This is a genomic window from Starkeya sp. ORNL1 (assembly GCF_012971745.1).
Taxonomy (GTDB): domain Bacteria; phylum Pseudomonadota; class Alphaproteobacteria; order Rhizobiales; family Xanthobacteraceae; genus Ancylobacter.
In genome coordinates, this window is the sequence record NZ_CP048834.1 from 3,255,293 (window position 1) to 3,267,995 (window position 12,703).

Genomic DNA, 12,703 nt, shown 5'->3' on the forward strand with positions numbered 1-12,703 from the left:
GAGGCACACCGAGGGCATATGAGGCAGTTCATTCCCCGCACCGTCGCGTGGACCACCCGCCATCCCTGGATGACGCTGGTGGCGGCGCTCGCGGTCACCATAGCAGCGCTGTTCCATGTCGCCGGTCATTTCGACATGTCCACCGACACGGCGGCATTGATCTCGCCCGATGTCGAGTGGCGCATGCGCGAGAGCGCGTTCGACGATGCCTTTCCGCAACTGCGCGATTCCATGGTGGTGGTCGTCGACGGCGCCACGCCCGAACTGGCGGAAGACGGCGCCGCGCGCCTTGCCGAAGCGATGAATGCCGACCCGGCCCATTTCCGTTCCGTCCGCCGTCCGGACGGCGGCGAATTCTTCGCCCGCCAGGGCCTGTTGTTCGGCTCCACGGCCGAGGTGAAGACCGCGACGGAGGCGCTGACCGAGGCGCAGCCCTTGCTGACGCCGCTTGCCGCGGACCCGACACTGCGCGGCATCGCCACCCTGTTCTCGACCATGCTCGACGGCGTCGATATGGGCTTCGTGAAGCTCGCCGACATCGACAAGCCGATGGGCGCGCTGACCGAAGCGACAGACCAGGCGCTCGCCGGCAAGCCGGGATTCTTCTCCTGGCAATGGCTGTTCGCCAGCGACGCCTCGGCGCTCGACCCGCCGACACGGCGGCTGATCCTCGCCCGCCCGGTGCTGGAGTTCGATTCGATCACGCCCGGCGCGGCGGCAAGCGAGGCCGTACAGGCCGCCGCGGTGAAGCTCGGGCTCGACGCGGCGAATGGCGTCTCGGTGCGGCTCACCGGTGACGTGCCGCTGTCCGACGAGGAGTTTGCCTCGCTCGAGGAGAATATCGGACTGGTCGCGATGGTGATGCTGGGCGCCATGCTCCTCATATTGTGGCTGGCGACGCGATCGGTGCGACAGGTCGGCGCGATCCTCGTGACGATCATACTGGGGCTGATCACCACCCTGGCGATCGGGCTGCTGGCGGTCGGATCGCTCAATCTCATCTCGATCGCGTTCATCCCGCTGTTCGTCGGGCTGGGCGTCGATTTCGGTATCCAGATCTGCGTCCGCTTCGGTGCCGAGCGCGCCGAGGGGGCATCGACGCCGGACGCGCTGCACCGCGCCGCCACAGCGCTTGCCGCGCCGCTGTCACTGGCGGCGGCCGCAATCTTCCTCGGCTTCGGCGCGTTCCTGCCCACCGCCTATGTCGGCATTGCCGAACTGGGCGTGATCTCCGGCATCGGCATGGTGGTCGCGCTTGCCTTCAGCGTGACGGTGCTGCCGGCGCTGGTGACATTGTTCAATCCCGGCGCGCCGCGCGGGGAAGTGGGCTTTGCCGAACTGGCCCCGGTCGACCGGCTGCTGGTCACCCGGCGCAAGGCCGTGCTCTGGGCCTTCGGGGTGTCGATGGCCGCCAGCATCGCGCTGCTGCCCTGGGTCGTGTTCGACTTCAACCCGCTGCATATGCGCAATGCCGATGGCCCGGCGATGCGCACGCTGACCGATCTCACCCGCGACCGCGATCGCACGCCGAACACGATCAGCGTGCTGGCGCCGAACCGCACCGCAGCGGAGCAGCTCGCAAGCCGCCTCTCGGCGCTGCCGGACGTGCGGCAAGTCGTCTGGCTCGAAAGTTTCGTGCCCGAGGATCAGGCGCCGAAGCTCGCCGCGATCGGCGACGCCTCGAAACTGCTCGATCTCGCCGCCGATCGCGTGGGCACGCCGACCCCCGACGACGCAACGCTGGTGCAGTCGCTCGCGGCCCTCGCTCCGAAGCTCGCCAGCGCCGCGGCGGCACATCCCGGCCCCGGCGCCGAGACCGCACAACAGCTGTCGGCGGCGCTGCAGCGCCTCGCACAGGGCACGCCGGCGCAGCGCACGGCGCTCAATGCCATGCTCAGCCAGCCACTCGACATGATGCTCGGGCAACTGCGCGCGGCAATGCAGGCGCAGCCGGTCACGCTCGACACCCTGCCCGCCGAATTGACCCGCGATTGGCGCACGCCCGACGGCCGCTACCGCCTGGAGGTGTTCCCTTCGGGCGAGGCCGACGACAACAGCATCCTGCGCCGCTTCCGCGACGCCGTCGTCGAGGTGACCCCGGCAATATCGGGCCTGCCCGTCGTGACCCAGGCCGCCGCATCGACAATCGCCGGGGCCTTTGTCCAGGCGGGCGTGATCGCCTTCGTGCTGGTCAGCCTGCTGCTGATCGCCGTGCTGCGCGACCTGCGCGAGGTCGCGTTCACGCTGGCGCCGGTGATCCTGTCGATCTTCCTCACGCTGGGAACCTGCGTGCTGATCGGCCAGCCGATCAACTTCGCCAACATCATCGCTTTTCCGCTGCTGTTCGGCGTCGGTGTCGCGTTTCACATCTATTTCGTGATGGCCTGGCGCGCCGGCGCGACCAATCTGCTGCAATCGAGTCTGGCCCGCGCGGTGCTGTTCAGCGCGCTTGCCACCGGCACGGCGTTCGGCAGCCTGTGGCTGTCGCACCATCCCGGCACGGCCAGCATGGGCAAGATCCTGATGATCTCGCTGGTCTGGACGCTGATCTGCGCGCTGATCTTCGAGCCAGCCCTGCTTGGCCCGCCGCGGCCGCGGCAGCAGGCTCGCGTGTAATGACGATTTCACGCGCGACCTGCTGCCGGATATCGAGGGTCTCCGCAGTTTTCGGGCGCGAGACGAGCCGAGCTTCATGACCTAACGTCAATATGACCGCGGCGTCATTCGGGTTACACTTCTTAATTATCGTTCGAAATTAAAATCCCGGATTTTGCGCTTGAACCCCTGATGTCCTACATTGTGTTGATCAAAGCTTGCCCGGAACAACCGCGAAAGGCGCGCCGGATGGTGCAGACGGAGCATGAGCCGCGGACTGCTCTTCGAATTATTCTCGCCAAGCCGCGGGGATTCTGTGCCGGCGTGGTCCGCGCGATCGAGGTCGTCGAGCGCGCGCTGGAGCGGGCGCAGGCGCCTGTCTATGTCCGGCATGAGATCGTTCACAACCGCCATGTCGTGGAGCGCTTGCGGAAAAAGGGTGCGGTCTTCGTCGAGGAACTTTCCGAGATCCCGACCGGTGCGCTGACCATCTTCAGCGCGCACGGCGTGGCCCGCTCCGTCCAGGACGAGGCGCGCGACCGTGAGCTCCCGGTGATCGACGCCACGTGCCCGCTGGTCACCAAGGTCCATGTCCAGGGCCGGCGCTACGCCAAATCAGGGCGCACGCTGGTGCTGATCGGGCATGAAGGCCATCCCGAAGTCATCGGCACGATGGGCCAGGTCGATGGGCCGATCCATCTGGTCTCGACCGTCGCCGACGTCGCCGCGCTTCCGCTCGCGACCAATACGCCGATCGCCTATATCACCCAGACGACGCTGAGCGTCGATGATACGCGCGCCATCATCGCCGCCCTCGCCGAACGGTTCAGCGACATGGTTGGGCCGGACGTCTCCGAAATCTGCTACGCGACGCAAAACCGCCAGACCGCGGTGCGCGAGCTCGCCCCGCACTGCGATCTGCTGATCGTGGTGGGCGCCCGCAACAGTTCGAACTCCAACCGGCTTCGCGAGATCGGCGTCGAGATGGGCGTGCCGAGCTATCTCGTCGACGATGGCAGCGGCGTCGATCCGGCCTGGCTGACCGATGTGAAGACGGTGGGCATCACCGCCGGCGCCTCGGCGCCCGACGCGCTGGTCGAGAGCGTGATTGCCGCGCTCGGCCGTCTCCGCAGCATCGAAGTGACGCAGCTCGATGGCGTCGAAGAGAATATCGAGTTCAGCCAGCCCCCCGAATTGCGGCACGAAGAGGCGTTCCCTCTTGCTGCCCCCCTTGCCGCGCAAAGGACCTGATTGCATGGCACTTCCCGTCGCTCCCATGCTGCGTATCGCTACCTACACGGTTCTCCAGCACCTGAAGGGCGGACGTTATCCGCTGGTGCTGATGCTCGAGCCGCTGCTGCGCTGCAATCTCGCGTGCCCCGGCTGCGGCAAGATCGATTATCCCGATCCGATCCTGAACCAGCGGCTGAGCTACCAGCAGTGCATGGACGCGATCGACGAATGCGGTGCGCCCGCGGTCTCGATCGCCGGCGGCGAGCCGCTGCTGCACCGGGACATGCCGAAGATCGTGCAGGGCTATCTCGAGAAGAAGAAGCTCGTGATCCTCTGCACCAATGCGCTGCTGCTCAAGAAGAAGATCAACGACTACAAGCCCTCGCCCTACTTCACCTGGTCGATCCATCTCGATGGCGACAAGGCCATGCACGACCATGCCGTCGACCAGAAGGGCACCTATGAAGTCGCGGTCGAGGCGATCCAGCTCGCACAGTCCAAGGGCTTCCGCGTACAGATCAACTGCACGGTGTTCGACGGAGCGAGCCCCGACCGGCTCGCCGCCTTCTTCGACGTGATGAAGGCGCAGGGCGTCGAGATCACGGTCTCGCCGGGCTATGCCTATGAGCGCGCTCCCGACCAGGAGCATTTCCTCAATCGCCAGCGCACCAAGAACTTCTTCCGCGAAGTGTTCAAGCGCGGCGACGACGGCAAGGCCTGGGACTTCACGAACTCGCCGCTGTTCCTCGACTTCCTTGCCGGCAACCAGACCTATGAGTGCACGCCGTGGTCGATGCCGCTGCGCACCGTGTTCGGCTGGCAGAAGCCCTGCTATCTCGTCGGCGAAGGCTATGTCTCGACCTTCAAGGAGCTGATGGAAGGCACCGACTGGGAACAGTACGGCGTCGGCAAGTACGAGAAGTGCGCCAACTGCATGGTCCATTGCGGCTTCGAGGGCACGGCGGCGACCGATGCGATCCGCCATCCGCTCAAGATGTTCAGCGTGGCGCGCAAGGGCGTGCGCACCGAAGGCGAGATGGCGCCGGACATCGACCTGAGCAACCAGCGGCCGGCGGAGAACGTCTATTCGACCCACGTCGAGCGTGAGCTGGCGCGCATCATCGCGGAGAACCCCAAGGGGGCGAAACGGACCGAGCGCGCGGCGTAGGGCTCAGGTATAGCGCTCACCTGCCCTCGAGCGCCATCCGCGGTCCGAGCCGGGCGGCGCCGCGTTTCAATTCGCGCATTGCCTTGGCAAAGCCGACGGTGGTCCGCGCGATATCCACGATCTGGCCGGGGCGCCCTGCGAGCGAGCGCAGCATCGCGGGCAAGGCGAGGCCGCCATCGGGGCGCATCGCCACCGTGATCGCATGCGGCAAGGCGTGGTCGGGCCCGTCGGAAATGCAGCGCGCGATCGCGAAGGGCAGGCCATTCGCGGCGGCAACGGCAGCGGCGACATGGCTTTCCATGTCTACGGCAAGGGCATGGTGCCGCGCCGCCAGCACGCGCTTCCCGGCGACCGTGTCGATCATCCGCCCGTCGGCATAGGCAATACCGGCGCGGGCGCCCGGAAGCCTCGCCAGCAACGCATCGCGCCAGGCCGGATCGCAGCCCCGCTCGGCAGCACCGGTCAGCCGGTCGCCCACGACCCAGTCGCCGATCGCGAGGCCATCGGCCAGCGCACCGGCCATACCGAAGCTGATGATGCCCGCCGCCCCGCCGGCCGCCGCCCCCAGCTTCGCACGCAGGCCCCCCGCATCACCGCCCCCTGCGATCACCACCAGCGCCGGGGACCGCAGCGTCGCGGCTTCCTGCTTCGTGCCGGTGGCGACGAGGATCCGGCTCACATCCCGTGCTCCACCACCGCGTGGTTGGAGCGCTTCAGGTTGCGGTAGCGCGCCAGCGCCCAGAGCGGGAAGTATTTCGTATAGCCGTGGTAGCGCAGATAGAAGACGCGCGGGAAGCCGCCCCCGGTGTACATCTCCTGGCCCCAGAGGCCGTCCGCCTCCTGGTTGGCCGCGAGCCAGGCGACGCCGCGCTCGACCGCGGGCGCATCCACCCCACCTGCCGCCATCAGCCCCAGCAGCGCCCAGCCGGTCTGCGAGGCGGTCGACGGCGCGGGAACATGGCCGGTGCGGGTGAGCGCATAGCTGTCGCAGCTCTCGCCCCACCCCCCATCGGGGTTCTGGATCGCGCTGAGCCAGGCAACGGCGCGCGCCACCATCGGATGGCTCGGCGGCAGGCCCGCCGCGTTGAGCGCGCACAGCACGGACCAGGTGCCATAGACATAATTCACGCCCCAGCGGCCGAACCAGCTGCCCTCCGGCTCCTGCGCGCGCTCCAGCCAGGCGAGCGCCGCCTGCATCCGCGGCCCCTCGCGTTCGCCCAATTGCGCGAGCATCGAGACCGCGCGCGCCGTCACATCGGCGGTCGGCGGATCGAGCAGCGCGCCATGATCGGCGAAGGGCAGGTTGTTGAGATAGTGGTAGGCATTGTCGGCGTCGAACGCGCCCCAGCCGCCATCCTTGCTCTGCAGGCCGGCTGTCCATTCGACGCCGCGATCGATCGCCTCGCTGTAACCGCCGGTGCGATGCCTCGCCCGGTCCATCGCCATCACCACCACCGCAGTGTCGTCGAGGTCGGGATAATGGTCGTTATTGTACTGGAAGGCCCAGCCGCCCGGACGTACGCCGGGCCGCTCCTGCGCCCAGTCACCCGCGACGTCGAGCACCTGCCGCGGCTCCAGCCACGCGAGCGCGGCATCGGCACGCGCTTCATTGGCGTCGCCGCCCGCCTCCATCATCGCATGCGCGGCGAGCACGGTGTCCCAGATCGGCGAGACGCAGGGCTGGCAATAGGCTTCCTCGGCGCCGACCACCAGCAGCCGCTCGACCGATTGCCGCGCGGCGGCGCGCGCCGGATGGTCCTCGGCATAGCCCAGGCAGTCGAACATCATCACGCTGTTCGCCATCGCCGGATAGATCGCACCGAGCCCGTCGACGCCGTTGATCCGCTCGACCACCCAGTCGGCACAGGCCTGGATCGCCCGCGCGCGCAGCTTTTTCGGCCATAGCCCGTTGCCGGCCTTGAGCAGCCAGTCGAGCCCGTTGAAGCCCTTGGTCCAGATCCATTTCGGATCCGCCGCCTGCGAGGTGCGGCGCGCGGCGCGGCCGGTATAGAGCTCGTCCACCTTGATGCCGCGCGGGTTGCGCGCGAGCGGCTGGAGTGCGCCGAGCACCAGCAGCGGCACCACCACCGTGCGTGCCCAATAGCTCATCTTCGACAGATGGATCGGGAACCAGCGCGGCAGCAGGATCAGCTCGGGCGGCATGGTCGGCACCACCTGCCACGAGCCGGCACCGAACAAGGCAAGCTGGATGCGGGTGAAGACATTGACCGCCTCGGCGCCGCCCTTCGCCCGGATCGCCGCGCGGGCGCGCGCCATGTGCGGTGCGTCGATGTCGTCGCCGATCATCTTGAGCGCGTAATAGGCCTTCACGCTCGCGCTGATGTCGAAGGCGCCGTCATGATAGAGCGGCCAGCCGTCATGCGCGCCGGACTGGATGCGGCGCAGATAGCGGCCGATCTTGGCCTCAAGCACCGCATCGACCGGCTCAGCGAGATAATAGCGGAGCAGGATGTACTCGGAGGGGATGGTGCAGTCCGCCTCCAGCTCGAATACCCAATGCCCGTCCGGGCGTTGTGCCGCCGCCAAGGCCTCGGCGGCGCGATCAACGGCGCGGTCGACGGTATCGAGCGACGGTGCGGCGGCGAGAGTGTCGAACATGACTGCCCTTATGCCGATCCGTGGGCCAATGCCAAGCCTGCTGCGGCTTCACCGGAGCGCAGCGCACCTTCGATCGTCGCCGGCAGGCCGGTGTTGATCCAGTCGCCGGCGAGGAACAGATTGCGCCATTGCGTGCGCGCGGGCGGGCGCCTGGCATCCTGCTCGGGCGTCGCGGCGAAGGTCGCGCGCTTCTCCCGGACGATCTGCCAGCGCGGCAGCGGCGCGGTGATGCCGAGCGCGGAACAGATATCAGCCCAGAACGTCCGCGCCAGCGTTTCGCGGTCGGTGTCGAGCAGGCGGTCGGCGGCGCTCACCGTCACCGAAAGCCGGTCGTGAAAGGCGAAGATCCATTCCGCGGTGGCGTTGATGAGGCCGAGCATCGGCGGCGTCCCGGCGGGCGGCGCGAAGTCGAAATGGGCGTTGACGATGGTGCGGAACGCATCGGGCACCACGAGGCCGGGCACCAGGCTGGCCGCCACCGAGGGCGGCACCGCAAGCACCACGGCCGCGTCCGGGCCAACCGGCACCGGCCCGGCACCCCAATCGAGGCTCGCCACCCGATCACCCTCGAACCCGATGGCCCGCAGCCGCCGGCCAAGCGCGAGCGGGCTGTCGTGCCGGGCGAGCCAGTCCACCGCGGGATCGATGAAGGCGGCCGATAGCGTGGGATGCGCGATGAGCGGGCGCATCGCCCTCCCACCCTTGGCAATCGTCTCGCGCAGCACTGCCGCGGTAAGCCGGGCGGACCCCTCGCCCGGCGCGGTGTTGAGCGCAGCGAGCAGCACCGGCGCGAGCAGCTTCTCCCAGACCGGCCCGCGCGTCGCGATGCGGGCGTCGAGCCGCCCCTCGCCGCCGCGGAGCAGCGCGACCAGCGGCAGATAGTCGGCGAGCGTGCTGCCGGGCACGCGGCGCGAAGGCGCGGCGATCCACCAGGGAAGCGGGCCGTCATTGATGCGCACGGTCCAGCGCGTGCGGTCGGCGAGATCGAGGAAGGCGAAGTCGGCGTGCTCAGGCCCCGCCAGCGGCACGCTCGCGCCGATCGCGGCACGGAAGCGCGCAACCGCCTGGTTCCCCGACAGGACCAGATGGTTGCCATTGTCGATGGTACGGCCGATCTGCGGGTCGTCGTAGGAGCGGCAGCGTCCGCCCGCCTGCGCCGCGGAATCGGCGATCGCGACCTCCAGCCCTGCGGAGCGCAGCGCCACCGCGGCCGACAGGCCGGCGAGGCCGGCCCCCGCGACTGTCACATGCCGGAAGCTCAACGCGCCACCAGCAGCCACAGGACGGTCAGCAGCAGCCGCGGCTTGGAGACCTTCAGCCGCCGGCGCGGCGGCACCCATCCGGCCTTGATCATCTCGCCGAGCAGGCGGGAATAGGCCGCCGCCATCAGCTGCGCCGCGATCAGATGGCCACGCGGCCGCCCTGCCAGGATCGCCCGCGCCTCCACGAAATGGGCCTGCGCCTGCCGGGCAAGGCCGCGCGCGACGCCATCGATGCGCGGGTCGGCGATAACCTGCGCCGGCGTGGCCGGCTCGATCCCCGCGGCCGCCAGCCCTTCCGCCGGCAGATAGACGCGGCCGATCGCGGCATCCTCGTCGATGTCGCGCAGGATATTGGTGAGTTGCAGCGCGCGGCCGAGATGATGCGCCAGCGCCTTACCCGGCGCGTCCTCCATGCCGAAGACCTTCACCGACAGCCGGCCGACCGCAGAGGCGACGCGATCGCAATAGAGGTCGAGTTCCGCGGCAGGGGGCCAGCGTATGTCGCCCGCCACGTCCATCGCCATGCCATTGATCACTTCATGGAAGTCGGCGCGTTCCAGCCCGAAGTGCCGCACCGCCTCAGCGACCAGCGCAGCCTGCCCCGGTTCTCCGCCGGCATAGAGCGAGTTGATATCGGCACGCCAGGTTTCGAGCGCGGCCGCGCGCTCCTCGCGCGTCCCTTCTTCATTGTCGGCGATGTCGTCGACCTCGCGGCAGAACGCGTAGATCGCATACATCGCCTCCCGCTCGGCCAGCGGCAGGACGCGCATGCCGGCATAGAAGGAGCTACCGCGGACGCGCGCGTGCACGGTCGCCAGGGACATTTCGGCACTCATTCGGTCCTCCCGCGAGCCAGCGCCGCGCTGCCGCGCCCAGCGCCAGCAGACCAGCCTCGGCCTTGCGATGATGTACGCGTTCCCTCAATGGATCATGGACGAGCAGCCGCTCGACCAGGCTCTCGGCGAGCCGCTGGATCACCGCCACTTCCATCCCCAGCCGTCGGCTCCGGATCATGGACGCGAACGGCGCACTCGCGGCGAGCAATCCCTGCGTCCGCGCCGCCAGCGCCGCGATCGTCGCACGCAGCTCCGGCGTCGCCGCGGCCGCGCCGAGATCCTCGATGCGCGCGTTGTTCGCGGCAACAAGATCGAGCGGCAGATAGACGCGATCGATCGCCCGGTAATCCTTGCCGCAATCCTGTAAATGGTTGATCACCTGCAACGCCGCGCACAGCGCGTCGGACGCCGGCCAGCATGCGCGGTCCTCGCCATGCACGTCGAGCACGAAGCGCCCGACCGGCGCCGCCGACAGCCGGCAATAGGCCATCAGGCCCTGCCAATTGTCATAGCGGCTGACCCGCACATCCTGTTCGAAGGCATCGAGCAATTCGTGGGCATGCACCGGGTCGATGCCATGCGCCGCCATCACCTCGCGCAGCGCCTCGGCTTCCGTTGCCCCTGTGCCGCCCAGCCCGGCCCGCATCGCCGCCAGCCCCGCCAGCCTGTCCTCGGCGCTGGCGGTCGGGTGGTCGCCAATATCGTCGGCAGCGCGGGCGAAGCGATAGAAGGCCATGATCGGCGCGCGATGGGCCGGCGCAAGCAGCCAGCTGGCGACCGGGAAATTCTCGTCGCGATGCCCCTTGCCCGAGGCGAAGTCGGCGGCGCGGGCGTTCATCGGCCTGCCGCCGCCTGGACGCGCCCCTTCCACATGCCGCCGCGTCCCTGCCAGTGCCGTAGCGCCGAGAGGAAAGTGCAGCCGGCATAGAAGGCGGCGATGAGCGGAAGCGCCATGCCCCATAGCGGCGAGCGGCGATAGAAATGCAGCATCGGCTGGAACGAGATCGCCATCATGAGCCATGCGGCAAGGCCGAGCCCTTGCGCGAGACCGTGGCCGAACAGGGCGAGCAAGGGCGGCGCGGCATAGACCAGAGCGAGGCCGAGCAGCGTGCCGAGCAGCGCCAGCGGATTGTAGCCGAGCTGGGCATAGGCGGAACGCGCGATCATGTCGGCGATCGAGCCCCAATCATCATAGGCGCGAATGCTCTGCGAGCGGTTGGTGAGGCCGAGCCAGATCGGCCCCTGCTGCTTGAGCCGCGCCCCCAATGCACAGTCGTCGATCAGCGCGTCGCGAATCGCGGCGATGCCGCCGGTACGCTCGAGCGCGTCCCGCCGCACCAGCATGCAGCCTCCCGCCGCCGCGGCGGTACGGCCGGACCGATTCACCCGGCCGAACGGATAGAGCATCTGGAAGAAGAACACGAAGGCCGGCACCAGCGCGCGCTCGGCAAGCGTCGCACAGCGCAGCTTCGCCATCAGCGAGACGAGCGCCAGCCCGTTCGGCTCCGCCCGCGCCACCAGCGAGCGCAAGGTCTCCGGCGCATGGACGATGTCGGCATCGGTCAGCCACAGGTAACGCGGCACGCCGGCGGCGGTGACGCCCTGGCAAACCGCCCAGAGCTTGCCGGTCCAGCCGGGCGGGAGCGGCGCGCCGGTGGACACCGTCAGCCGCGCGCCGCCAGCCCTGCGCGCCAGCTCAGCAGTGCCGTCGCTGCTACCGTCGTCGACCAGCACGATGCGGAACGGCCCCGGATAGTCCTGTGCGGCCAGGCTGCCGATGGAGTCAGCGATCACGTCGGCTTCATCGCGCGCAGGCACCACCGCCACCACCTCGGGCCAGGCGGCAAGTGCCGGCAGCGGGGCGGTGTCGCGCTCGCGCGCCAGCCAGAAGCCGCCATTCGCGGCCAGCAGCCCGCACCAGATCGCCAGTGCGGCGATACCGATCGCAATGCCGATCAACGCACCATCCCCGCACCGCGGAACCAGGCAATCGCGTCGGCAAGCCCCTCGGCATAAGGCCGCGCACGGTAGCCCAGATCGCGCTCCGCCTTGGCCGAACTGTAGAACATCCGGTGCTTCGACATGCGCAGCCCGTCAAGCGTAAGGAACGGCTCGCGCCCGGTGACGCGCGCGACCTGCTCATTGGCCCAGGCAAGCGGAAATAACGGCGCGCGCGGCAGGGCCAGCGTCGGCGGGCGGCGACCGACCAGCGCTGCAATTTCGCGCAGCATCTCGGCCAAGCTCACGTCCTGCCCTCCCAGCACATAGCGTTCGCCGATCCGCCCTTTCTCGAGCGCAGCCAGATGGCCCGCCGCGACGTCGTCGACGTGGACCAGATTGAGGCCGCTGTCCAGATAGGCCGGCATCCTGCCATTGGCGGCCTCGACGACGATCCGGCCGGTCGGCGTCGGCCGTGGATCGCGCGGGCCGATCGGTGTCGAGGGATTGACGATCACCGCGGGAAGCCCCCTCTCCGCCACCATCGCCTCGACCAGCCGCTCGGCCACCACCTTGCTGCGCTTGTAGGCGCCGATCACCGTGGTCTCGCTGGCCGGGCGGGTCTCATCTGCGGCACCAGTGGGATCGGGCAGCAGCGTGGCGACGCTGCTGGTGTAGACGATCCGCTCGACGCCGGCGGCAAGCGCCGCTTCCATCACGTTGCGCGTGCTCTCGCGATTATTGCGGACGATCTCTTCGGGATCGCGCGCCCAAAGCCGGTAGTCGGCCGCGACGTGGAAGACATGGCGGACGCCCTCCATCGCCCGCCGGACGCTGGCGGCATCGCGCAGGTCGCCTTCGAACAGCTCGTATGCATGCGCAATTCCCGCCGAACCATTGCGATTGCGGACGAACGCACGCATCGGCCGCCCTGCTGCGCCCAACGCCTGTACCACGGCCGAACCCACAAAGCCGGTCGCGCCCGTCACCAAGGTGACATCCGATCGCGTACCCACCCTGACAATCCTCCATCGGCAGACTATGGCCAGAAC

General features: G+C 68.7%; 10 protein-coding genes. 3 read left to right on the forward strand and 7 right to left on the reverse strand.

Annotated features, from left to right (window positions below):
• Nucleotides 1-18 precede the first annotated feature (18 nt).
• The 3 genes from G3545_RS15475 to hpnH all read left to right on the forward strand — a co-directional run bounded on the left by G3545_RS15475 (nucleotide 19) and on the right by hpnH (nucleotide 4,996).
• On the forward strand, nucleotides 19-2,616 hold the full coding sequence (locus G3545_RS15475; RefSeq protein ID WP_170014092.1) for an MMPL family transporter: 2,598 nt from the start codon (nucleotides 19-21) through the stop codon (nucleotides 2,614-2,616).
• Between the two features lie 228 nt (nucleotides 2,617-2,844).
• Complete coding sequence (gene ispH, locus G3545_RS15480) at nucleotides 2,845-3,846, forward strand: 4-hydroxy-3-methylbut-2-enyl diphosphate reductase (protein WP_170014094.1); 1,002 nt, start codon at nucleotides 2,845-2,847, stop codon at nucleotides 3,844-3,846.
• A 4-nt stretch (nucleotides 3,847-3,850) separates the two neighbouring features.
• Nucleotides 3,851-4,996: an adenosyl-hopene transferase HpnH gene (hpnH, locus tag G3545_RS15485; protein WP_170014096.1), complete on the forward strand. Its 1,146-nt coding sequence runs from the start codon at nucleotides 3,851-3,853 to the stop codon at nucleotides 4,994-4,996.
• 16 nt (nucleotides 4,997-5,012) lie between these two features.
• On the opposite strand, the gene G3545_RS15490 is transcribed toward hpnH, so the two are convergent.
• The 7 genes from G3545_RS15490 to hpnA are packed head-to-tail and all read right to left on the reverse strand — an operon-like array spanning nucleotide 5,013 to nucleotide 12,667.
• On the reverse strand, nucleotides 5,013-5,675 hold the full coding sequence (locus G3545_RS15490; RefSeq protein ID WP_170014098.1) for a hypothetical protein: 663 nt from the start codon (nucleotides 5,673-5,675) through the stop codon (nucleotides 5,013-5,015).
• Complete coding sequence (gene shc / locus G3545_RS15495; RefSeq protein WP_170014100.1) at nucleotides 5,672-7,615, reverse strand: squalene--hopene cyclase; 1,944 nt, start codon at nucleotides 7,613-7,615, stop codon at nucleotides 5,672-5,674. The genes G3545_RS15490 and shc overlap by 4 nt, the downstream gene beginning before the upstream one ends.
• A gap of 8 nt (nucleotides 7,616-7,623) precedes the next feature.
• Nucleotides 7,624-8,862 (reverse strand): hydroxysqualene dehydroxylase HpnE, encoded by a 1,239-nt coding sequence (gene hpnE, locus G3545_RS15500; RefSeq protein WP_246702427.1) that lies wholly within the window; start codon nucleotides 8,860-8,862, stop codon nucleotides 7,624-7,626.
• 11 nt (nucleotides 8,863-8,873) lie between these two features.
• The gene (gene hpnD / locus G3545_RS15505) at nucleotides 8,874-9,713 is read right to left on the reverse strand and encodes a presqualene diphosphate synthase HpnD (protein WP_170014104.1); all 840 of its coding nucleotides are present in this window, start codon (nucleotides 9,711-9,713) and stop codon (nucleotides 8,874-8,876) included.
• The gene (gene hpnC, locus G3545_RS15510) at nucleotides 9,664-10,551 is read right to left on the reverse strand and encodes a squalene synthase HpnC (protein WP_170014106.1); all 888 of its coding nucleotides are present in this window, start codon (nucleotides 10,549-10,551) and stop codon (nucleotides 9,664-9,666) included. The genes hpnD and hpnC overlap by 50 nt, the downstream gene beginning before the upstream one ends.
• Nucleotides 10,548-11,672 carry a glycosyltransferase gene (locus tag G3545_RS15515; protein ID WP_170014108.1) on the reverse strand — a complete coding sequence of 375 codons (1,125 nt, stop codon included), beginning with the start codon at nucleotides 11,670-11,672 and terminating at the stop codon, nucleotides 10,548-10,550. Before G3545_RS15515 ends, hpnC begins: the two co-directional genes overlap by 4 nt.
• Nucleotides 11,669-12,667, reverse strand: a complete 999-nt coding sequence (gene hpnA, locus G3545_RS15520; RefSeq protein WP_246702428.1) for a hopanoid-associated sugar epimerase — start codon at nucleotides 12,665-12,667, stop codon at nucleotides 11,669-11,671. Before hpnA ends, G3545_RS15515 begins: the two co-directional genes overlap by 4 nt.
• Nucleotides 12,668-12,703 lie beyond the last annotated feature (36 nt).

Coding starts and splice junctions, on each gene's coding strand:
- G3545_RS15475 (WP_170014092.1), top strand. CDS start 19: ATGAGGCAGTTCATTCCCCGCACCGTCGCGTGGACCACCCGCCATCCC.
- ispH (WP_170014094.1), top strand. CDS start 2,845: ATGGTGCAGACGGAGCATGAGCCGCGGACTGCTCTTCGAATTATTCTC.
- hpnH (WP_170014096.1), top strand. CDS start 3,851: ATGGCACTTCCCGTCGCTCCCATGCTGCGTATCGCTACCTACACGGTT.
- shc (WP_170014100.1), bottom strand. CDS start 7,615: ATGTTCGACACTCTCGCCGCCGCACCGTCGCTCGATACCGTCGACCGC.
- hpnD (WP_170014104.1), bottom strand. CDS start 9,713: ATGAGTGCCGAAATGTCCCTGGCGACCGTGCACGCGCGCGTCCGCGGT.
- hpnC (WP_170014106.1), bottom strand. CDS start 10,551: ATGAACGCCCGCGCCGCCGACTTCGCCTCGGGCAAGGGGCATCGCGAC.